The 23,442-nt window shown below is 33.2% G+C and carries 19 protein-coding genes and 2 pseudogenes; 11 read left to right on the top strand and 10 right to left on the bottom strand.

Annotated features, from left to right (window positions below; genetic code table 11):
• Positions 1-2: 2 nt before the first annotated feature.
• Entirely contained in the window at positions 3-1,496 is a 1,494-nt protein-coding gene (locus ACZZZT_RS03820) for a xylulokinase (RefSeq protein WP_463459461.1), read from the bottom strand.
• A gap of 390 nt (positions 1,497-1,886) precedes the next feature.
• Here ACZZZT_RS03820 and ACZZZT_RS03815 point away from each other — a divergent pair, with 390 nt between their 5' ends.
• The 5 genes from ACZZZT_RS03815 (at position 1,887) to ACZZZT_RS03795 (ending at position 7,468) form a co-directional block, all read left to right on the top strand.
• Positions 1,887-2,603: an NUDIX hydrolase gene (locus tag ACZZZT_RS03815; RefSeq protein ID WP_042562950.1), complete on the top strand. Its 717-nt coding sequence runs from the start codon at positions 1,887-1,889 to the stop codon at positions 2,601-2,603.
• A complete protein-coding gene (locus ACZZZT_RS03810; protein ID WP_073397403.1) occupies positions 2,603-3,337 on the top strand; it encodes an NUDIX hydrolase in 735 nt (244 codons plus the stop codon). Before ACZZZT_RS03815 ends, ACZZZT_RS03810 begins: the two co-directional genes overlap by 1 nt.
• A 162-nt stretch (positions 3,338-3,499) precedes the next feature.
• Positions 3,500-5,296, top strand: a complete 1,797-nt coding sequence (gene lepA, locus ACZZZT_RS03805; protein ID WP_463459460.1) for a translation elongation factor 4 — start codon at positions 3,500-3,502, stop codon at positions 5,294-5,296.
• A gap of 323 nt (positions 5,297-5,619) precedes the next feature.
• A complete protein-coding gene (locus tag ACZZZT_RS03800; RefSeq protein ID WP_042562953.1) occupies positions 5,620-6,234 on the top strand; it encodes an outer membrane beta-barrel protein in 615 nt (204 codons plus the stop codon).
• Between the two features lie 277 nt (positions 6,235-6,511).
• Positions 6,512-7,468, top strand: coding sequence for a helix-turn-helix transcriptional regulator (locus ACZZZT_RS03795; RefSeq protein ID WP_463459459.1), 957 nt, complete (start codon positions 6,512-6,514; stop codon positions 7,466-7,468).
• 38 nt (positions 7,469-7,506) lie between these two features.
• Here ACZZZT_RS03795 and ACZZZT_RS03790 read toward each other — a convergent pair whose 3' ends face one another.
• From ACZZZT_RS03790 to ACZZZT_RS03780, 3 genes are all read right to left on the bottom strand, one after another.
• Positions 7,507-8,007: a DinB family protein gene (locus ACZZZT_RS03790; protein WP_463459458.1), complete on the bottom strand. Its 501-nt coding sequence runs from the start codon at positions 8,005-8,007 to the stop codon at positions 7,507-7,509.
• Between the two features lie 52 nt (positions 8,008-8,059).
• Positions 8,060-8,539 carry a DinB family protein gene (locus ACZZZT_RS03785; protein ID WP_463459457.1) on the bottom strand — a complete coding sequence of 160 codons (480 nt, stop codon included), beginning with the start codon at positions 8,537-8,539 and terminating at the stop codon, positions 8,060-8,062.
• 386 nt (positions 8,540-8,925) lie between these two features.
• Positions 8,926-9,858, bottom strand: coding sequence for a 1-phosphofructokinase family hexose kinase (locus tag ACZZZT_RS03780; protein ID WP_463459456.1), 933 nt, complete (start codon positions 9,856-9,858; stop codon positions 8,926-8,928).
• A gap of 164 nt (positions 9,859-10,022) precedes the next feature.
• Between ACZZZT_RS03780 and thiL the strand changes: the two genes are divergently transcribed.
• Positions 10,023-11,069 carry a thiamine-phosphate kinase gene (gene thiL, locus ACZZZT_RS03775; RefSeq protein WP_073397391.1) on the top strand — a complete coding sequence of 349 codons (1,047 nt, stop codon included), beginning with the start codon at positions 10,023-10,025 and terminating at the stop codon, positions 11,067-11,069.
• Between the two features lie 88 nt (positions 11,070-11,157).
• Here thiL and ACZZZT_RS03770 read toward each other — a convergent pair whose 3' ends face one another.
• The 5 genes from ACZZZT_RS03770 to ACZZZT_RS03750 form a co-directional block, all read right to left on the bottom strand.
• Positions 11,158-11,856, bottom strand: coding sequence for a response regulator (locus ACZZZT_RS03770; protein WP_042562959.1), 699 nt, complete (start codon positions 11,854-11,856; stop codon positions 11,158-11,160).
• Positions 11,846-13,903 (bottom strand): tetratricopeptide repeat-containing sensor histidine kinase, encoded by a 2,058-nt coding sequence (locus tag ACZZZT_RS03765; RefSeq protein WP_463459455.1) that lies wholly within the window; start codon positions 13,901-13,903, stop codon positions 11,846-11,848. Before ACZZZT_RS03765 ends, ACZZZT_RS03770 begins: the two co-directional genes overlap by 11 nt.
• Positions 13,904-14,002: 99 nt before the next feature.
• Positions 14,003-14,263 carry a hypothetical protein gene (locus ACZZZT_RS03760; RefSeq protein ID WP_042562961.1) on the bottom strand — a complete coding sequence of 87 codons (261 nt, stop codon included), beginning with the start codon at positions 14,261-14,263 and terminating at the stop codon, positions 14,003-14,005.
• A gap of 174 nt (positions 14,264-14,437) precedes the next feature.
• Positions 14,438-15,244 carry a LytR/AlgR family response regulator transcription factor gene (locus ACZZZT_RS03755; protein WP_463459454.1) on the bottom strand — a complete coding sequence of 269 codons (807 nt, stop codon included), beginning with the start codon at positions 15,242-15,244 and terminating at the stop codon, positions 14,438-14,440.
• 189 nt (positions 15,245-15,433) lie between these two features.
• The gene (locus ACZZZT_RS03750; RefSeq protein WP_463459453.1) at positions 15,434-16,972 is read right to left on the bottom strand and encodes a glycine--tRNA ligase; all 1,539 of its coding nucleotides are present in this window, start codon (positions 16,970-16,972) and stop codon (positions 15,434-15,436) included.
• 98 nt (positions 16,973-17,070) lie between these two features.
• Here ACZZZT_RS03750 and ACZZZT_RS03745 point away from each other — a divergent pair, with 98 nt between their 5' ends.
• Both ACZZZT_RS03745 and ACZZZT_RS03740 read left to right on the top strand, forming a co-directional pair.
• Positions 17,071-17,613: a ComF family protein gene (locus ACZZZT_RS03745; RefSeq protein ID WP_463459452.1), complete on the top strand. Its 543-nt coding sequence runs from the start codon at positions 17,071-17,073 to the stop codon at positions 17,611-17,613.
• Entirely contained in the window at positions 17,565-17,753 is a 189-nt protein-coding gene (locus ACZZZT_RS03740; protein ID WP_463459451.1) for a ComF family protein, read from the top strand. Before ACZZZT_RS03745 ends, ACZZZT_RS03740 begins: the two co-directional genes overlap by 49 nt.
• 77 nt (positions 17,754-17,830) lie before the next feature.
• On the opposite strand, the gene ACZZZT_RS03735 is transcribed toward ACZZZT_RS03740, so the two are convergent.
• Entirely contained in the window at positions 17,831-20,473 is a 2,643-nt protein-coding gene (locus ACZZZT_RS03735) for a zinc-dependent metalloprotease (RefSeq protein ID WP_463459450.1), read from the bottom strand.
• A gap of 171 nt (positions 20,474-20,644) precedes the next feature.
• On the opposite strand from ACZZZT_RS03735, the pseudogene ACZZZT_RS03730 reads away from it, so the two are divergent.
• From ACZZZT_RS03730 to bioB, 3 genes and pseudogenes are all read left to right on the top strand, one after another.
• Positions 20,645-21,597, top strand: a pseudogene (locus ACZZZT_RS03730) (bifunctional riboflavin kinase/FAD synthetase).
• A 117-nt stretch (positions 21,598-21,714) separates the two neighbouring features.
• Positions 21,715-22,150: pseudogene (locus tag ACZZZT_RS03725) on the top strand (hypothetical protein).
• 173 nt (positions 22,151-22,323) lie between these two features.
• Positions 22,324-23,412, top strand: a complete 1,089-nt coding sequence (gene bioB, locus ACZZZT_RS03720) for a biotin synthase BioB (RefSeq protein ID WP_042562967.1) — start codon at positions 22,324-22,326, stop codon at positions 23,410-23,412.
• Positions 23,413-23,442: the final 30 nt, after the last annotated feature.

The following is a 23,442-nucleotide window of genomic DNA, read 5'->3' as shown; positions in this document are numbered from 1 at the left end:
TATTATTGTTCTATTTTAATTTGATTTTTCCATTCCTGATAGAAATCCTGATATTGTGAAGTCAGGATTTTGTTGGGTTCAATTCGGTCTAAACACTGCAATCCTGAAAAAGCTTCGTCAAGCGAATTGTAATATCCTAATCCGTAAGCGGCGCCTCTTGCAGCACCTTCTGCTCCCGAAGTATTGTATAATTCTAAAGTAGTTTGGGTTGTATTAGTGAAGATTTCCCTAAAAACCGGACTTAAAAATAAGTTCGAATTTCCTGCACGAACCACAGTTCCGGAAACGCCAACTTCTTTCATAACATCAAAACCGTAATTCATCGCAAACACGATTCCTTCGCAGGCCGCGCGCACCAAATGTGATGGCTGATGAATATTGAAATTTAAATTCTGAATTCCTGATGTTGCATTTTTATTGTTGAAAATACGCTCAACGCCATTTCCGAAAGGATAAAAACGAAGCCCGTTGCTTCCTGCCTCGACTTTTGCAGCTTCGGCATTTAGTTTTTCGTAGGCGATTAAATCAGCTCTGTCAACAGACATGATTTTGCGAAGCCATTGGTATAAAATTCCAGAACCGTTGATGCACAGCATTACGCCATTTTTCTTTTCGGTTTCTGTATTGTTAACGTGTAAAAAAGTATTGATTCTGTTTTGTTTGTCATAAGCATCCTGATCGCTTACGGCATAAACAACTGCCGAAGTTCCGGCTGTTGTAGCAATTTCGCCCGGTTTTAAAACATTTAATGACAATGCATTATTAGGCTGATCTCCTGCGCGATAAGTAATTTTTGCATCAGGATTTAATCCTAATTCCTGAGCAATTTCAGAATGAATAGTTGCCTGAATTCCAAAATTTGAAACAATTTCAGGAACGATATCCGAAGATAATCCCATTTGAGAAAGGATTTCAGTTGCCAATTTTCCTTCTGAAAAATTCCATAAAGCTGCTTCTGATAATCCTGAAGTACTAATTTGAGCCACTTTTGATAATTTCGCAGCAATAAAATCGCCCGGAAGCATCATGTATTTTGCTTTTGCGAAAATTTCAGGCTGGTTCTCTTTTACCCATTTTAGTTTTGAAGCCGTAAAATTTCCCGGACTTCCTAAAATTTGTTTTTGGCAGTTTTCGGCACCAATTTGAGCATAAACTTCATCCCCAATAATAGCAGCGCGGCTATCGCACCATATAATCGAAGAACGAACCGGATTCAAATTTTCATCGGTTAAAACCAAACCATGCATTTGATACGCAATTCCAATTCCTGCAATTTTCTTTAAATCGATATTAGATTTAGCACCCAATTGTTTAATTCCGTCTTTTACATATTGCCACCATGACTCCGGATCTTGTTCTGCCCAGCCAAATTGTTGTGCGATAATGGGCATTTCAAAATCTGGAACGCTTACTGCACCAATAGTCGTTCCTTTCTCAGGATCGAAAACTGATAATTTTATTGAAGAGCTTCCTAAATCAATTCCTAAAAAAAACATTTGTGGTACTTTTTAATTAGTTATAGATTTGTCCTTTTTAAACTTATAGTCAAACTGAACTTATCTTATGGTTATTTTGACTACAAGTGTAAAACATTTTTTCTATATTAACAAAATATTAGATGTTTTTTTTGGCTATTCAGATAAATTGATGTTCATTTTTACAGATACAACAAAAAATGAATTAAAAGTGAAATAAAAATTGTCAAAAAAATAACGAATTATGAATTTGACAATCAGACGTTTAAGAATTAGAATTTGAAAGTTGAAAAATTATCAATTAAATAAGACACTGATTACCAGAAAATTGTTACGTTAAAAAAAATATAAAGCTTTTACGAAGGCAATTATTCATTTTATTTATTTAATTTGTCAAAATTTTAATAGCATATGGTTAAAAATGTAGAGGATAATTCAGTTTTGAAGAACGAACAAACTGCAATGAATGCAATCACGATTGACTGTGTAATATTTGGTTTTGATAAAGGAAGTTTAGAAGTACTTTTGGTACAACACGGAGAGGGAATCAGTAAAGGAAAATGGGGACTTCCCGGAGGATGGATTTATAAAAAGGAAAGTACAGACAATGCCGCACATCGTTTATTGAATGAACTTACCGGTCTTGACAATATTTATCTGGAGCAGTTAAAAGCGTTTGGCGACCCCGATCGTTTCCCGCTTCGACGCGTTATTACGATTGGTTATTATGCTTTGGTAAAACGCGAAGATTACAATATTAAAGCAGGTTTTACAGCATCTGATGCCAAATGGTATAAAATAAATAATATTCCGGATTTGATTTATGATCATAATGAAATCCTGTCCTACAGTTTAAAACATCTTCAAAACAGAGTTCGCCAGGCTCCGCTTGGATTTAATCTTTTGCCTGAAAAATTTACTTTACTGCAATTAATGCATTTATATGAAGAAATTTTAGGAATCGAAATGGACAAATCTAATTTTCGCCGAAAAATTCTTCACATGAAATTATTGGTCGCTTTAGATGAAAAACAACAAGATGTCTCGCACAGAGCCGCAAAATTGTATAAGTTTGATCCTGATATTTACAAAAAACTGACTGAAAAAGGATTTAACTTTGAATTTTAATGGCTTTTTCTTCTTCTCAAAATATTTCTGAAACCAATACCAATATAACTGCAGATAAAAAAACAGTTATACATGGCATCACGATTGACTGTGTTATTTTTTCTTTCGATAAAAAAAACCTTGAAGTACTTTTGGTACAACATGCCGGAGGAGCAAGTGTTGGAAAATGGGGACTTCTGGGTGGGGATTTATATTTGGACGAAAGTATTGATAATGCTGCTCTTCGAATAGTATATGAATTGACCAGTCTTGACAACATTTATCTGGAACAGCTAAAAGCTTTTACGGATCCGGATCGTGTAAAAAGTACAAGAGTTGTAACTGTTGGTTATTATACTTTGCTCAATAGGGAAGATTATGATATTAAAGCCAGCATTTCTGTAATTGAGGCCAAATGGTATAAAATTAAGGACATTCCGGATTTGATTTTTGATCACAACGAAATTCTCGAATTTAGTTTGATGCAATTGCGTAATCGTGTTCGCCAGGCCCCAATTGGTTTTAATCTTTTGCCGGAGAAATTCACTCTTTTGCAGTTAATGCATCTTTACGAAGAAATATTAGGAATTGAATTAGACAAATCTAACTTTCGCAGAAAAATTTTGCACATGAAGTTATTAGTTGCGCTTGATGAAAAACAAAAAGACGTCTCGCACAGAGCGGCAAAACTCTATAAATTTGATCCTGAAATTTACAAGAAACTGACCGAAAAAGGTTTTAATTTTGAATTTTAAAAGTAATTTTAAAACGCAGATTCTAACAATCAGAGATCTTCATTCCAGAATCCAAAACTTTGCGCTATCTTTGCCCCTTAATAACACGCTCTAAAGCAATTGCCCAAGAGTAAATTTATACCCGGAATTACTTAAACTCGTATAGAGAATTGATATTATAAAATGAAGAAGATACGTAACTTTTGCATTATTGCACACATTGACCACGGTAAAAGTACATTGGCAGACAGATTATTGGGAGCCACACAAACCGTTACAGCTCGTGAAGAAAAAGCACAATTGCTTGACAACATGGATCTGGAGCGCGAGCGTGGAATTACTATTAAAAGTCACGCCATTCAAATGGAATATACTTATAAGGGAGAAGAATATATTTTAAATTTAATTGACACTCCTGGTCACGTTGACTTTTCATACGAAGTTTCTCGTTCGATTGCTGCCTGCGAAGGTGCGCTTTTGATTGTTGATGCTGCACAAAGTATTCAGGCACAAACGATTTCTAACTTATATCTTGCTTTAGAAAATGACCTGGAAATTATTCCGGTTTTGAATAAAGTAGATTTACCAAGTGCTAATCCTGAAGAAGTTAGTGATGATATTATCGATTTATTAGGATGTAAATTAGAAGATATTATTCATGCTTCGGGAAAAACAGGTTTTGGTGTTGAGAATATCTTAGCTGCCATTATCGAAAAAATCCCACCTCCGTCAGGAAATGTTGATGAGCCTTTACAAGCTTTGATATTCGATTCGCACTATAATCCGTTTCGTGGAATCGAAGTTATTTTTAGAGTTGTAAACGGGCAAATCAAAAAAGGGCAAAAAATTAAATTCATGGCTACCGGCAATGAATATTTTGCTGACGAAATTGGAACTTTAAAATTAAATCAGGTTCCTAAAAACGTAATTTCTGCTGGTGATGTTGGTTATTTGATTTCCGGAATTAAAGAAGCGAAAGAAGTAAAAGTTGGTGATACCTTAACGGATGCAAAAACGCCAACCACAAATATGATTACAGGTTTTGAGGATGTAAAACCAATGGTTTTCGCCGGAATTTATCCTGTTGATACTGAAGATTATGAAGATTTGCGTTCTTCGATGGAGAAATTGCAATTGAATGATGCTTCGTTAGTTTTTACACCTGAAAGTTCTGCAGCGTTAGGATTTGGTTTCCGTTGTGGATTCTTAGGAATGCTTCACATGGAAATTATCCAGGAACGTCTAGAACGTGAGTTTGATATGACTGTAATTACTACAGTTCCTAACGTTTCGTATTTGGCTTATACTAAAAAAGAACCAGAAGTTCCATTTGTTGTAAATAATCCTTCAGACTTACCTGAACCTTCTCGTTTAGACCGAGTTGAAGAACCTTATATTAAAGCTACAATTATTACAAAAGCTGATTTCGTAGGAAACGTAATGAGTTTATGTATCGAAAAACGTGGTCAAATTACCAATCAAACATATTTAACAACAGAACGTGTTGAATTGAATTTTGACATGCCTCTTGCTGAGATTGTATTCGATTTTTATGATCGTTTAAAAACAGTTTCTAAAGGTTATGCTTCTTTTGACTACTCTCCTATCGGAATGAGAACGTCGAAATTAGTAAAACTGGATGTTCTTTTGAATGCTCAAACGGTTGATGCGCTTTCTGCTTTGATTCACGAAGACAATGCTTATAACATCGGTAAAAAAATGACCGAGAAATTACGCGAATTGATTCCGAGACAGCAATTTGATATTCCGATTCAGGCTGCAATTGGTGCAAAAATTATCGCTCGTGAAACGATTAAAGCACTTCGTAAAGACGTTACCGCAAAATGTTACGGTGGAGATATTTCGCGTAAGCGTAAATTACTTGAAAAACAGAAAAAAGGTAAAAAACGTATGAGACAAGTTGGAAACGTTGAAATTCCGCAAGAAGCTTTTATGGCTGTTTTGAAACTTAACGATTAGATTTTTATTTTAGACAGAAGAAGCAAGAATAAAGAGAATAGAATATAGATGAACCCAATGACGAAAGTTGTTGGGTTTTTTGTTTGTTTTTATTGTAATATAATTAAAGAAACTGAGCTACTGCATGGCTTTACCTTATATGTAAATTATAAAACCTCATACAAAAATGGCTTCTTAGTACTAAAAAATATATCAGTAAATACTTATAAAAAATGTGATTTTTAACTCTATTGCTTTGAATTTTAATTCATATGCTTTTGACTGGTAAATGTTTTAAGATAAAAAATATAACTTTAATCTTACAAACATTAAAAGCTTTTATTATGAAAACGAAATTTTTATTTATTTTATCGTTGTTGACTTTTTCATTTGCAAATGCGCAACAAGTCGAAGCTGAAGAAGAAATGAACTCGGCAAAAGGTATCACTTTTCAAAATGGTGATATGTTCCTCGAAGGTTCTATTAAAATTAGTACTGGCGGAGAAGAAGATTATTATGGTTTTAGTCCAAAATTTGGTTACTTTTTGAATGATAAATTCGCCGTGGGAGCAAAAGTAGATTATGCCAGCATTGAAGAAGAAGCGACTGACACCAAAACAAATGTGTTTGGAGTTGGAGCATTTGCCAGATATTATTTTCTGGAACTGGACAAAAAACGTTTTAAAGCGTTTGGAGAAGCAGGCTTAGGATTCGGAAGAAATAAGACTGAAGTTTTGGGAGTTGAAGATACAGATAATAGTATTACAGCTGATCTTACTGTAGGTCTGAACTACTTTGTTACCAAAAACATTGCGGTAACTTTTACTCTTGCCAATGTTTTATCGTACAACAGTGTCTCACCTGAAAACGGACCGTCATCAGATACTTTTAACCTGAACATTAATTTATTTGAAAACATTTTTGATCAGCCACAATTTGGATTGTTATACAGATTTTAATGCTTAATTAGTTTCGGACATTTAGTTTATAGCATTAAAATTTAATCTTGAAGATGTAAAAACATCCAAACAAAAACCCGATAATTCGTTATCGGGTTTTTTGTTGCAATTTTTTAGAAAAATAATATTATCCATAAAGAATATTCTCTTTTTAAATGTAGTTTCAAATTGCGAATATTTTTTAACCGATAAATCTGTCCTAATTTGGAACATCTTTTTTATTTCTTTAAACTTTGAACCTTTGTATCTTTGAACCTCTGAACCTCAAAAGAAAAAAATGGACGAAACTCCAAAACGATTTGACCGAATTGTCGCTATCCTGATTCAATTACAATCTAAAAAAATTGTAAAAGCTCAGGAATTGGCCGATCGTTTTGACTGTAGTTTGAGAACGATTTACAGGGATATTCGAACTTTAGAAGCATCGGGAGTTCCTATTTACAGTGAAGCCGGAGTTGGTTATGCTTTAATGGAAGGTTACAGATTACCACCGGTAATGTTTACTCGCGAAGAAGTAAGCAGTTTTATTGCTGCCGAAAAACTCATGCAGAAATTTACAGATCCTTCTTTGGGAAATCATTACGCATCGGCGATGTATAAATTGAAATCGGTTTTAAGAAGTAATGACAAAGACTGGCTTTCGAATATTGAATCGAGGGTTGTCATGCAAACTGCAGAACCCATGTTTAACGATAATTCGCCTAATACGCTGGCGGTTCTTTTTGAAAGTATTGCCGAGAAAAAACAAATTTTATTATCCTATAAAACCTTTGATAAAGAAGAAGTAACGCAGCGAAATATTGAACCTGTTGGTGTTTTTCACGACCATAATAATTGGTATTTTCTAGGTTATTGTCATTTAAGAAAAGATTACAGACAATTTCGAACCGATAGAATTCAGGCAATAAAAAAAACAGACTGTGATTTTACGATCGAACATGATTCACTAGAGACATACTTAAATAAAACAGAAACAATTCCAACGACGAAAGTCCGAATTTTGATTGAAAAGAAAATCGCAAGATATCTTGTAACCGAAAAAAAATATCACGGTTTTGTTTCAGAAAAAGAAGTGGACGGGAAAATTGAAATGACTTTTATGTCCAGCAGTGTAGACAATGGTTTTCCGCGGTGGTTTTTAATGTTTGGAGATTATGCCACAATATTAGAACCCGAAAGCCTTAAAATTAGAACTTTAGAATTATTAGAAGTCAACAGAAAAAGACTTTTATAAAAAAACTCCCGAGAGAATATCTTCGGGAGTTTTTTATTTTATTGCTGAGTTTTCACAACATTATAAAAGTTATAATCTGTATTTGAGGCATCTGTAATTCCGATGTTTCTTCCCATTGTTACAATCTGACCTCTATGATAAGTTCCGTGATTAATAACCTGAAGTAAATAGTCAGAAATTGGAAGCTCACATTCAAACCAGGGATTAATGATTTTAACTTTTTTTACCAAATCTTCTTCTGACAATGAATTAATAAAATCGGCCAATTTTTTAGATGAATTTAATAACCCTGAAAAGATTTCTTCTTTAGACAATTCACTTTCCGGTTTCTTTTCTAATAGAGAATTTTCAGAAATAACAGAAAACCAATATTCTTCTGTCGACCAAATATGATCGAGTGTTTTCATAATAGTCGAAAAACTCGAAGGTACTTCTGCATAAAGCAGTTCATCAGATTTCGGCGAAAGCCAATTCACGAATTGTTGATTTACCCATAAATTGTAATCTGCATAATTGGACATTATATTTTTTAAGCTCATGGTCAATAATTTTAGATTTGTTCAATAAAGTTATAATATAAAATTTGTCTAATTATCTTTCCCAGAAAAAAGGAGGTTCAATTCCTAAGGCTCTTAGGTACACATAACCTTGTCCGCGATGATGCACTTCATTATCAATAAAATATAGAATATTCTGAATAACCGGAAATTCATATTGACCAAAAAGATTAAAATTTTCATTAAAATCTTCAATCGAAAGTTTTTCCCAATACTCGTTAATTTCGGCAGTTGCTTCGTCCCATTTTTCAAGATATTGTGCTTTAAAAACTAATTTTTCTGAGTCTTCTGCAAATGGTTTTGTTTCTTTAGTCACGATTCCTTTTAAACCCGGAACCGCAATGGCTAAAAGTTCATCGGCTAATTTTGCAAAAGGTCGCATTCCTGCAATAGAAAATTCAAAAAAGTCTTTTTCAGGAAAAGCTTCAATTACACGACGCGTAAGAGCGCGGTGACCTTGCCAATGTTTCAATAAATCTTCTGGAGTAATTACCTGGGCTGCTAATGTTTTCATGATTTTAAAGTTTTAATTATTTAATACTTCAAAATTATTAAGGGTTGGTGACAACAGTTTGTCAACAGGAAATAAAAAAATAGAAAAATTTCTATTTTTTTATTTCCGTAGAGACGCACAGCAGTGCGTCTACATAACGTAACCCCATTTTATTCCGTTATGTCCAACCCGACAGGTTTTTAAAACCTGTCGGGTTTAGTATTGCGTTTACGATGTGTAATAAATTGTGGTTACTGTGCGGGAGACACACTGCTGTGCGCCTCTACGATTTAGATCGACGATATAGATTGTGGAAAACATCTGTTTCTTTAAATATTATTTTTAAAATTTATTTATCTGCGAGCCAAACGAAACTCATAATTCATAACTAATAACTTATAACTAAATTACCTATTCTTCAACCATTCAAATAAACGATTGGCATCTTCAAATTTAAATAATTGTGTGCCTTCATTCATTGTTGCGGCAGATCCGCAGGCGACGCCCCAGCGAATTACTTCTTTCAGGTTTTTATTTTGAGATAATGCCCAAACCATTCCGCCCACCATACTATCTCCTGCTCCAACGGTACTTTTTTTAGCCACATTGGGTGCCGGAACAAAATCACAACTATCTTTTGTGACTAAAACTGCTCCTTGCGGACCAAGGGAAACCACTACAATTTCTGCTCCGCCGTTGGCAATGATTTTTTTAGCCGCATCATCAACTTCTTCCATCTCCAGACGTTCAACGCCTATTAGTTTTGCCAGTTCACCAACATTTGGTTTTATGAGATATGCTCCCGTTTCTAAAACTTTCTTTAATGCTTCGCCAGAAGTATCTACAACTAATTTTGAGTTTGATGTTTTTGCTATTTCAGCTATTTTTTGATAAAAATCATCAGACAATCCTTCATTTAGGCTTCCGCTTGCAACCAGAAATTTTGGTTTTAAATTCGAAATTGTTTCTAAAATCTTCTCAACTTCTGAATCTTCCAAAACATCACCCGAAAATCCAAAGCGATATTGCGAGTTTGTATGATCATCAACAGCAATAAAATTTTCTCTTGTTGCTGTTTTGGTTTCGATTACTTCAAAATCTATCTTTTCTTCTGTAACCAAATCTTTTAGCATTTCTCCAACTGGTCCGCCTGCTGTAAAAACGGCTAATGAATTTCCGCGCAAGCGAGAAATTGCTTTAGAAACATTTATTCCGCCACCGCCTGCGTCAAATTGAGGGTCTTTACATCTTATTTTTTGTTCTGCAATTAAGCCTGAAAAGTGAGTACTTTTATCTACAGAAGGATTTACAGTTAGTGTAACTATATCAAATGATTTCATTTTTTCTATTTTTTAATTCTCTTAAAGATCCGAAAAAAATGTCAATTTTAGTATCCTATTATTAATGGAACCAAAGTGATTCTCATTAAAATAAGCCAAAACCTTTGCTCCCGAAGCTTCGGGATTGTACCTTTGTAACATAAAAACATTGGAACTTAGAAAAAATGATCGAAGATAAAAATCCGCAACGTACCAGTTTAGCGCAATTAGGCGAGTTTGGCCTGATTGAACATTTAACCAAAAATTTTGATGTTACACAAGAATCTACTTTAAAAAGTATAGGCGATGATGCCGCGGTTCTTGATTTTAAAGATAAAAAAGTAGTTATTTCTACCGATTTATTAATTGAAGGCGTACATTTTGATTTGGCTTATATGCCATTAAAACACTTAGGTTACAAAGCTGTCGTGGTAAATGTGTCTGATATTTGTGCGATGAATGCCAAACCAACGCAAATAACGGTTTCTGTAGCTGTTTCTAATCGTTTTCCACTAGAAGCCCTGGAAGAATTATTTGAAGGCATTACACACGCTGCAAAAGAATATAAAGTTGATGTTATTGGCGGAGATACAACCTCATCTCAAAAAGGATTAATTATTAGCATTACTGCTATTGGTGAAGCTAATGAAGATGAAATTGTTTATAGAAATGGAGCCAAGCAAACTGATTTACTTGTTGTAACGGGTGATATTGGAGCTGCTTATATGGGATTGCAGGTTTTGGAGCGCGAAAAACAGGTTTTTCAGGTTAATCCAAACAGTCAGCCTGATTTAGATCCTTATACTTATTTGGTAGAACGTCAATTAAAGCCGGAAGCCCGAAAAGATGTTCGTACTTTATTGCATGCTCTTGAAATTAAGCCAACTTCAATGATTGATATTTCTGATGGATTATCTTCAGAAATTATTCATTTGTGTAAACAATCAAAAGTGGGTTGTAATTTATATGAAGATAAATTGCCGCTTGATCCACAATTTATTTCGACTTGTGAAGAATTCAATATTGACAGCACAACGGTTGCGATCAATGGCGGAGAAGATTATGAATTGTTGTTTACGATTGACATTAATGATTTTGACAAAATAAAAGGAAATCCAAACTTTTCAATCATTGGCCACATGGCTGATGAAAGTGAGGGAATAAATCTGGTTACACGCGCAAACACTCAAATTCCTTTAAAAGCTCGTGGCTGGGATGCTTTGAGCGAGTAAACTTTTAATCTCCAAAATAGAAATTCCAAATTCCAACGATACTGAGTATCAATTGGAATTTGGAATTTTTTTTATTGGAATTTTTATTCTAAAATAAACCTTTACTCTTGGCTTCTTTGACCAATTCTTCGTCAAGTCCGGATTTTATTTTTAATAGTTCTTTTAGATTGATTTTTCGTTTCTCGATTGCGTTTAATGAAATCGGAATATATTGTGGCATTTCGTGTGTTGGAGTTCCTTTTGATAAATGAAATAATATTTGTTTATCAAATTCGTCAATTTCAATGGAATTATGAGGCGACTGATTCAGCATTTTTTGAACGGACTGACTGTAATATTTATCGTTTTTCATTACTTTATCAAAGGCAAAAAGCAATTCATCAAACGTAAGGTCGTTTTTAATTACTAAACCATTTGGGTTTATGGTTCTGATTATGGTTTTAATTTTCAGTAATTCTGTATACATGGTAAGCAGAATAACACTGCAATTGGGCATTTTTTTCAGAATTAACTTTGCCAGGTCTTCACCAGAATAAAGATCTTTTTCTTCATAAGCCGGCATACTAATATCTAAAAAGGCAACATCGAAATTCGGAGTTGCTTCATTCTCGATTAAATCATAAGCAGATCTGCAATCGTAAGCCTGCGAAATAACAAAATCATATTTCTTAGGGTTGTACCGTGTAATAGCATTTTTGTATCCTTCAATAATAAAAGGATGATCGTCAACTATTAATACATTACGTCTAATTAATTGAGAAACTGGGGGGTTTTGTTCAATTGTCATTATTTTGCAGGTTAATTTTTTGATCTATTGGCACTTTTACAACTAGTAAGGTTCCTTCTCCCTGAACAGATTTTATTGACATACTTCCTTTACATTCTGCAGCTCTGTATTCAATATTATGCAAACCTATTCCGTTTTTTGTTCTCTTGGTATTAAACCCAACTCCATCATCATAAATTGATAAAATCAGATAGTTTATTTCACTTTTAAATTCAACAGTAATTTTTTCTGCATTAGCATATTTATTACAGTTTTGAAGCGCTTCCTGAATAATTCTGTACATATTAATCTTTACGGCATTACTCACTAATTCCCACTTTATTTGGGGATCAATAGAAGTGATCAGTTCCGAATCATACGTGTTTTGTTGGTTTTCAAACAATTTGTTTAAAATTAGGACAAAATTATTAATTAGTTCGGATTTTTCTCTATTTAAATCATGGGAAATTTCACGTATATCTTCTTCGATATTTTTAAGCTCCGTCAAATATTTTCTTCTTTTCGGTAATGCTTCGTCTTCATCCATTTGTTCCAGACTGTCAAGGCTTATTCTAATGCCAAACATTCTGCCCAAAACTCCGTCGTGCAATTCCTGAGCAACCTTTTTCTTTTCTTTTATACGTGTTAATTCGATATCATTTTGCTGAGAAATCAGCAAATTATAAATATCCTCATTGGCAACTTGCTGCTGCTGTTTAAAAAGCAATTCCCTATTACGGGCTTGCTGAGTTTTATAAACGTAGAAAAATAATCCCACCAAAGTACAAATACTAAAAACATAAACTAAGGTTTTGTTCTTTTCCTGCAAGTTGGAGTTTTGATCTTTAATTTCATTTGTTTCGTATTCAATGCGGGAGAATTTCTCCCCCATATTACGTTCAGCTTTCAACATTTTATCATTAAGATGAATATATTCTTTTGAATAAATGGAAGCATTTTTTGGATCAACAATTGCAATTTGTTTAAGAGCAATTAAGGTATTAATTAATTTATCTGATGTACGAGCCTGCATTAAGGCTTGTTTTGAAAATTGTATGGCTTTAAATGTATCTTTTTTAAAAGCAAAATACTCTGATAAATGAATTTTGGTGGCTATTATTTCTGCCTTAAGCTTTAAACTATCTCTAATCTTTAAAGATTGGTAAAACAAGTCCGGCAATTGATCAGATTCTTTTAATTTAAATTTAGTGTAAGCCAAATTATCCAATAGTATAGCATATAAGGTTGGTTTGTCCTTAAACAGATTGGTTTGTTCTAATCCTTCTTTAAAAAAAACTTTCGCTTTTTTATAATTATATGTCTTTAAATAAACATATCCTATATTATTTAATGAAGTCGCTTTATATTGAAATTCTAATGGTATTGATTTATCTTCTAATACCAATAAGGCTTTGTTTTGAAACTCGAGTGCCTTGTCATATTCTTCTCTTTCATTATATAATATTCCCAAAATATTATAACTCTCATAAAAAAGATCATTTACATTTTTTTGTTTTTTTAAACTACTTAAAGCCTTGAATACATTAATTTCACTTTCAAAAAAATCACCTTCGTTATATTGAAGACTAGCTTTATTTAAAAACGTTTTAGCAATATGATATTCATCTTTTAACCTTAAATAAAGTTTTTCAGCCTTATAGTAATTCATAAAAGCACTATCAGCAATAGATTTTACTACATAATAATCTCCTAAATATGAATAGGCTTTAGCAATATTAGCCGAGTCATTAGATTTTTTTGATCGTTCTAAAATTAACCTGGTGGTTTCGGTGTATCCCTTCCAATCGCTCATATTGTAATATCGATTGGCAACTTTAAAAAGATTTACTTTATTTATTGAATCATCTTTTTGATTTAAAATAATAGACAAGGCTTTTCTATTATAATCTTGCTTAAAATTTAAAGGCAATTTTTCTTCATTGGCCAATGAAAGATAAGTTGGAAGACTGTCTGAGGAAGAAATTATATTTTTATCTGAATTTGTTTTTTCAGAACAAGCTCCAAAAACAAAAATTAAAAATAATAGTATGTGAAATTTTCTTTTCAACGTTGTCAATTTCATCAAAAATACTAAAACTATACATACAAAAATAAGGCTGCCAAAATTTTGGCAGCCTTAAATATTATCAGGTAAATTAATTTAAAATTAATCTTGCTTTTTGTTTAACCCTAAAGATTGATTAACAGCTGTAAAATCTAAGTTATTGTTTATTACTGTAGATTCTTCAGTTGGCATTAGTCCATCAACTTTTTTAGTTTGGCCACCTGTTGCACCGCCTCTGGGATCAATAGATTTTTCAAAATAGGTGTTTTTATTTAAAGCATTTGCTGCCATTTCTGGTGCCGTAAATGAAGTTGTTACTACTACTAAAGAAAATAATCCGATTGTTAAAGCTGCTTTTTTCATGTTTTTGAGGTGTTTAGTTTTGATTTATTTTTGGGGCTTATGATTGCTTTGGTTGCAAATCATGGGACAAAGCTAAGACCACGACATAAAAAAATTGTGCGAAAAAATCAGTTTATGGTAAAACATGCCCAATTGATAGTCAATGAACGTCAAATCGATGTAAATACTTAGTTTTTAGACTTCTAAGTAATTTCCTGCAGAAAAATTAGTAATAATCAAATCAACATTTGATTTATAGGTTTTTGAGAAAGGAATTTTCTTCGGAGAATTTTTAATGTAACAAACTGAGTGTCCACTATGAATTCTGGAAATGTAATTTTGATTGATAATAAAACTATTATGAATTCTTACAAACGGGTGCGATAAAACAAACTCAAAATGTTTTAAGGTTTTAAAAGCGGTTATCATTTCGCCGGAACTCAAATAAATATCTGTGGAATTATTATCGGCTTGAAAATAACAGATATCGTCTGTAGATATATAACGATAATCGCCATATGATTTAATGCATAAAATAAGCGGTTTATCAATTTGAGCAGGCTGCAAAGTTGGAATTACTGAAGTATTAATTCTATTTTTAATTTTTGCAGCATTTGCTTCTAAGGTCGTTTTATCCAGCTTTAAAATAATTTTAAGCAAATCAATCTCTAAAACAGGTTTCAGGATATAATCAAAAACATTGTATTGAATCGCATCAAAAGCAAGCTCTTTTGCAGAAGTGGTAACAATTATTTTAGGTACTTCTGTAAGATATCGATGCAATTCATTAATGAAGGAAAGCGATAAATTGCTGGACAATTCTGTGGGATCAATTTCTAAAAAAATAAAAGAGGGCTTATGTTCTAAAACCAAATTCAATCCGTCCTGATAATTTGTAGCCGTTGCAATACAGGTAAGTTCTGAAAACTCTTCGGCCAGCGCGTGAGTTTTCAAAATATCTTCAGCGTTATCATCAATAATAATATAAGAATACTTTTTCAATATTATTTTTAAAAATGGTGTTTAGACTTTGTATGCGCATCTAATTTACGCAATTCTGTTAATCAAACATTTCATTGTTAATAAGTATAAACAAATGTTAAAATAAGGAAATAAACACGCCAATTCAAAATTAAAAAATCCCAAACTCCTATTGGAATTTGGGATTTTAATATATGAAATTTAAAAAAATTACATTTTCATCAACCAGTTTTTCATAGAAACTTCGTTTTCGATAATATCTTTCAATTCAGAAATTTTTACACGATCTTGTTTCATGGTATCTCTATGACGAATTGTTACTGTTTCATCATCGATTGTTTGATGATCTACAGTGATACAAAACGGAGTTCCAAGTGCATCTTGTCTTCTGTAACGACGACCTACTGCATCTTTTTCGTCATAAGCGACACTGAAATCCCATTTTAAATCTTCGATGATTTTTCTGGCGATATCCGGTAAACCGTCTTTTTTAACCAATGGTAAAATAGCGGCTTTTGTTGGTGCCAGAACTGATGGTAATTTCAATACTGTTCTAGTTGAACCGTCTTCAAGAGTTTCTTCTTGTAATGAAGTGGCAAAAACAGCCAGGAACATACGATCTAAACCTACTGAAGTTTCGACTACATATGGCACGTAGTTTTCATTTAATTCAGGATCAAAATATTGCAATTTTCTACCAGAATATTGTTCGTGTGCTTTTAAATCAAAATCTGTACGAGAGTGAATTCCTTCTAATTCTTTAAATCCGAACGGGAAGTTAAATTCAATATCGGCAGCAGCATTGGCATAATGGGCTAATTTTTCGTGATCGTGAAAACGATAATTCTCTCTTCCTAATCCCAAAGATAAATGCCAGTTTAAACGGGCTTCTTTCCAGTGATGGTACCATTTCATTTCTTCTCCCGGACGAACGAAAAATTGCATTTCCATTTGTTCAAATTCACGCATACGGAAAATGAATTGTCTTGCAACGATTTCATTTCTAAACGCTTTACCCGTTTGAGCAATTCCAAAAGGAACTTTCATACGCCCTGATTTTTGAACATTCAGGAAATTCACAAAAATACCCTGCGCTGTTTCCGGACGTAAATATAAATCCATTGCAGAATCTGCAGAAGCTCCCAATTTTGTTCCGAACATTAGATTAAATTGCTTAACATCTGTCCAGTTTCTTGAACCGGTTTCAGGATCAGCAATTTCCAACTCTTCGATTAAAGCTTTTACATCCTGAAGATCTTCGCTCATCCCTTTTGCAAGTCTTGATAAAATTTCTTTATATTTTGAAAGATATTCTACAACACGAGCATTTGTGGTAACAAATTCTTCTTCATTAAAAGCATCTCCAAAACGAGCTTTTGCTTTTTCAATTTCTTTTTGAGCTTTTTGATTTAGCTTTTCAGCATAATCTTCAACTAAAACATCTGCTCTATATCTTTTTTTCGAATCTTTATTATCAATTAACGGATCATTGAAAGCATCAACGTGGCCTGAAGCTTTCCAGGTTGTTGGATGCATCAATATTGCAGCATCAAGGCCGACAATATTCTCGTTCATCTGAACCATTGATTTCCACCAATATTCACGGATATTCTTTTTTAATTCGACTCCATTTTGTGCGTAATCATACACTGCACTTAATCCGTCGTATACTTCGCTTGACGGAAAAATAAATCCGTACTCTTTTGCGTGCGAAACCACATTCTTAAATATATCTTCTTGTTTTGCCATAGTGATGCAAAAATATAAAAAGTACGTTTAAAAAAAAGAAAAATTATAAAGATTGAAGCATTGATTTAATTATTTTTGTAACTAAATTCTTTCTATTTGTGTTTAATTCTCTTCTTAACCTGTTTTTCCCTAAAGTTTGTGCCGGATGTCGCAAACTTTTATTAGCAACCGAAAATGTTTTATGTACAAATTGTCGTCATGAAATGCCTCTGACTCAATATCATTTGGATAGCAAAAATGAGGCTGTCAAAAAATTCTACGGCAAGATTGAAATCGAATATGCATCTGCATTTTTATATTTTAATAAAAAAGGAATAGTTCAGGAACTTATTCATAATCTAAAATACAAAGGACAGGAAGAAATTGGTACTATTTTAGGAAATTGGTATATTGAAGATCTAAGAGAACTGCAATTGAAAATTCCTTTTGATGTTGTAATTCCGGTACCATTACACAAGAAAAAATTTAAGGAACGGGGTTACAATCAGGTTACAGCCTTTGGAAAAACTATAGCGGAAGGTTTAGAAATTGCTTATGATGATACTGTTTTATATAGAAAAAAGTATTCTAAAACACAATCCAAAAAAATCTCTTGGGAAGATCAGAAAATATCGAAAATATATTTGATGTTCATTCTATAGAAAAGCATCAAAACAAACATTTATTAATTATTGATGATGTACTTACTACAGGCGCCACGCTTGAAGCCTGTTCACGTGCTTTACTAAAAATTCCCGGAATTAAAATAAGCATTGTTTGTATGGCGATGGCGAACTCTTAAAATTTCAATTTTTTAAATACCAAATTCCAAGAAAATACTAGATATTAAAACTGGAATTTGGTATTTGAATATTGAATTTAATAAATAATTATCTTCTTCACCGTTCTTTTATCTCCATCAATAACTGTCACAAAATACATACCCGCGGCTACATCAGATAATTGAATATCTTGTTTAAAGTTTTGTGTACTTTCAAAACTATTCAAATATATCCTTTTACCTAAAACATTATGCACAAAAACCTGAACTCCGGTTTTTGATTCGGTTGTAAATTGAATTGTAAAACTTCCTTTGTTTGGATTTGGATAAAGAATAAAAGCAACATCATCAGGTTCTTTGACTCCTAAGGTAAATGTCTGACTACAAATATTAATTGATGCTGAATTTATAGTTCCAAATCTGCCTGTAACGGCATCGCGAACTCTTAAAGTCCAGGGTCCTTGCGAATTTTCTCCATTAAAAGCAGCTAAAGCATCAACCGGAAGAACAATTTGAGCTGTTGTTTTGGCACAATCTAATTCAATTCCCGAATCATCATATTGCAATGCTAATGTAGAATCTGTACCTGAACAGCCTTTATTAAATAACTGAACAACAGTTCCGGCTGGACTAACGATTTGAATTTCTAAATCAGAAAATCGTGCATGTGTCACATTCAAATCGACACTTACATTTGACACAGTTTCTGTTGATGTTGGAACAGTGATAGTTCTTGATGTATAAGTACTTGAAGTTGGAATACTAAACGAACTGCCAAAACTATATGAATTACATGTCGTTGTTGATGTATATCCTATTGCAAAAGATTTACTATTTAAAGCGTAATAAATATTTGCTGTTGGCTCAATCAAAATTCTGCAACTTGTTGATGAAACCACACTTGTTGGAATCAAAATGGATTCTGAACCATCATTTGGAGTGTTTGCTGCTAAAATTAGAGGAAATGTTAAACCTCCATCGGTAGATAATTTTATATTTACATTTGATGAACCTTCAAGATTAGTGGTGTTATTTACATTCCATGTAATAGTTTGAAATGATCCTTGTGCCCAACTTAAGTCAGCAGTATTTTGAGACGTAACTGCAAATGGCCCAGCTGAAGAAGATACATTTACAGTCATTTCGTCGGTATTTGTTTGAGCCGTTCCAAAAATCCCATTATCTCTGGCTGTTAAAGTAAAATGTAACATTCTTGCAATAGACGAAACAGATTCCCATGTTGTCGTTAATCTATTCTGAAGAACAGAATTAAAACTTGGCATATATCGAATGAGCGAACTACCAGGAGCTACAGATCTAAACAGCGGCCCATCTGGTTTAGTGGCATATGCAATACTGTTTCCTCCCGAAGTTGTTGTTGCATTATCATTTTGTTCCCAATTATATGTAACAGTATTAACATCAGAACCTGTACCGGTTAAAACAAACGCAGTGCTAATTGGAATTGTAAAATCTGAACCTGCACTAACCGTTGGCGGATTATTTGTCAATGCTGTACTTACCGGACAACTTTTTCCTGCAAGATTATTTTGAATTTGTAAAATACTAACATAAGCAAAATAGTCGTCAGAATTGCTTTGAACATCATAATCTGTTATTCCGGCATATCCCATAATAGTAGAACCACTTCCCGGTTCAACATTTACGTTTGTTCTTTCTCCGGCATCATATGAAAAAGTATGATTTGCTCCCAATTGATGTCCTATTTCGTGAACCACAAAATCAATATCAAATGTATCACCTTCTGGTTTTCCGTCTGATGGTGAGGTGTAAGCGCTTCCTTTTTCAGAATTTACACAAACACAGCCAATACAATTTGCATTACCTCCGCCTCCAGATGCACCAAATAAATGGCCAATATCATAATTAGCTTCACCAATTACACTGGTTAAAGTAGATTGTACTTGTGTATTCCACGAACCTTTTACTCCATCAGTTGCATTCGCATAAGGGTCCGTTGAAGAATTTGTATAAATTACAGCATCATTATTTGCAATTAAAATTAATTGCACAGCCAGGTCTTTATTTAAAATCCCGTTAACTCTTGATAAAGTTGCATTCATTCCGGCAAGTGCCCCAACTTTTGTACCTCCAAAATACGAAGTATATTCTCCGGTACATGACAATGCCAATCGCATTGTTTTAAAAACTTTGTTATTTGAAGTTGTTTTTGCAGTTTTATCTGAACTATTACGGTCTGATTTTACATCAATAGTTTTACAAATTAATTTCGAACTTTCTGTTTTATTTGAAGTAAACAAAATGTATTCTGATTTATCATCCGGATTTTGCTCTATAAATTCAGAAGGTTTATCGGCACGAATTACCATTGTTTGCGTGCCAATTGGTGAAACGCTAAAGTGTATTTTTGCCGATTTATCATCTAATCCACGACCTTCGTAAGCTCTAATTTCAGGATATTTTGCCTGTAATTCAGGATCGAAATTTGAAAATTCCCAAACCGAAAATCTTTCCAAAACACCTTCCGAATTAGGAATTGTAATTTCTGAAGTACTATTTTTTGAACTTTTATTGGTTGCCGATGAAAGTTTTGCTTTCAGAAAATCCGAATTCAATTTATAATATAATTTATTCGAATCAGACGAATTTATACTTTTATTCAAAACTGAACCAGAACTCCTTTGCCATAAATCATCATTTTGAGCATGGCCTTTGACACAACAAAAAATAAGTAATAAAAATAGTAACTGTTTATTCATACTCAAGGGATTTAGAAAAATCAAAATTAAGTGAATTAAATTAAATTCTTACATATATACGACAATTAATGGTTTTTTATCGACCAGCGAGTCAATTATCACAAAAAGTGACTTTATAATCTTAAAAAATCAATTAACCTTAGTGTCAAATTTAAAATAGATAGTATAAATTTGCACCATCCTAAACAATTTGCTTTGAAGCTCTTTCATTCTATAAACGATTTTCAATCAACCAAGAAAACTATTTTAACTCTTGGTACCTTTGATGGCGTACATATTGGTCATAAAAAAATTTTAGAACGAATTACCCAAAATACTGAAAACGGAAAATACGAAAGTTTAGTGCTTACTTTTTTCCGCATCCGCGAATGGTTCTACAGGAAAAATCAGAAATAAAACTTTTAAATACGATTGCCGAAAAATCTAAACTATTAGAAGAAACCGGAATAGAAAATCTTGTTATTCATCCGTTTAACGAAAGTTTTTCGAGATTAACAGCTGAGGAATTTGTTCATTCTATTTTAGTTGATCAATTTCATATTCAAAAGATAATTATTGGGCATGATCACCGTTTTGGAAGAAACAGAACGGCTAATATTGATGATTTAATTGCTTTTGGTGCTGAATATGGTTTTGAAGTAGAACAAATTTCGGCACAGGAAATTCAGGATGTTTCGGTAAGTTCTACCAAAATCAGAAAAGCTTTAGATGAAGGAAATATAACTTTGGCCAACGATTATTTGGGTTATGCTTATTTTTTAAGCGGCGAAGTTGTAAAAGGAAAACAATTAGGAAGAACAATTGGTTTTCCAACGGCCAATATCCAAATTGAAGAAGATTATAAAAAGATCCCAAAAAACGGTGTTTATATTGTGAAAACCTTTATTGATAACACAGCCATTTTCGGAATGATGAATATTGGTTTTAATCCAACTGTAAATGGACAAAAGCAAACTATCGAGGTCAATCTTTTTGATTTTGATGCTGATATTTATGGTCAAAAACTAGAGATTTCTTTATTGGAATATATTCGGGAGGAGCAAAAATTCGGTTCGGTAGATTTACTTAAAGAACAATTAAATCAGGATAAAAAGACTGCCTTAGACTTTGTGGGACAACTTTAAATAAGCACTCCAATACTTTTGGTTATTTTTAAATCGTCGTACTTCTTTTTTTAGTAAATTTGATATACAACTCTGTTTGTCAACAATTTACTATTAACTTCTTTAAAAATAACCACTATGAAATTACCTAAAGAAATTACCAACGGTTTTTTAATTTTCCTGGGAATTGGCATCTATTTTTTATTGATGAATCTTTTAGGACTCGCTGATTTGTTTTTTACGTACGCTAAATGTCTTTTTTATATTTTATGGCGTAAACAGAACCATGCAGATGAACCTTCATGAAGGAGAAACCAACTTCGTATCCAACGCAGTTTCTGCTATGACAACATCTGTAGTTGGTGTATCCATGAGTGTTTTTGGCTTGTTAGTTTACAGTTACGCACGAGGTGGTGATGCATATGTAAAAACATTGTCTGAAGCATTTATGTTTGGCGGAAATCCATCTGTACCAACTTATTGCATTTGTTTATTATTTGAAGGACTTGCCTCTTCTGTTATTGTTACTTTAATGATGATGTTGTATTGGAACAATAAATATGCAGCCGATTAATTTTTTAGAATAAAATACATAATTTAAACACTCTAAAATCATAAAAAGATATAATTATATGATTTTAGAGTGTTTCTTTTTGAAAATAACTATCAATTGTTCATTTACAGAATTCGGCATTGGTTGATTAGAACAATTTCGTTACTTTTGAAGCTTCAAAAACAATGTACCTAATGAGTATTACAAAACACAACTGGACAAAAGACGAGATAATCGCCATATATAATAAACCAATGATGGACTTGCTGTATGAAGCAGCAACAATTCACAGACAAAAACATGATCCGAACGTAGTTCAGGTATCTACATTACTATCTATTAAAACCGGAGGCTGTCCTGAAGATTGCGGTTATTGCCCGCAAGCTGCACGATATAATACAGGAGTTGAAGGAAACGATTTGATGAGTGTAAGTCAGGTAAAAGCTCAGGCTTTGCGTGCAAAATCAAGCGGATCATCTCGTGTTTGTATGGGAGCTGCCTGGAGAAATGTAAAAGATGGTGAAGAATTTGATCAGGTTTTAGAAATGGTGCGTACCATCAACAAACTCGATATGGAAGTTTGCTGTACTTTGGGTATGATTACCGAAAACCAGGCGCAACGTTTGGCGGAAGCAGGTTTATATGCTTACAATCACAATTTAGATACTTCTGAAGAATATTATAAAGATGTAATTTCTACACGTGGTTTCGAAGACCGTTTGCAAACGATCGAAAATGTTCGTAAAACGAATGTTACGGTTTGTAGCGGAGGAATTATTGGAATGGGAGAAAGTATCGAAGACAGAGCAGGAATGCTTGTAGCACTTTCGACTTTAAATCCTCAACCTGAATCTGTGCCAATTAATGCTTTGGTTGCTGTTGAAGGAACTCCGATGGAAGAAGAAAAACCAGTTGAAATCTGGGAAATGATTCGTATGGTGGCTACTACAAGAATTGTAATGCCGGATACACAAGTACGTTTATCTGCAGGAAGAACAAATATGAGCCGTGAAGGACAAGCAATGTGCTTTTTTGCAGGTGCCAATTCTATTTTTGCCGGAGACAAATTACTTACTACACCAAATCCTGATGTACACGAAGACATGAAAATGTTTGAAATGTTAGGATTAATTCCGCAAAAGCCATTTACTAAAGTTTCGCAGCCAAAAACTGTTGAAGCATCAGATTCTCAATTTGCTCCTTTAGGCGAAAAACCAAAATGGTCAAGACCGGGACATACTATTGAAAGAAATCTTGAGGCTTCGATCAAATCAAAAATTTAAGTTATTGAGTTAATAAATCTCTAAAAATAT

It is taken from the genome of Flavobacterium sp. AC274 (assembly GCF_979258275.1).
This window is presented reverse-complemented; position numbering and strand designations above follow the sequence as displayed.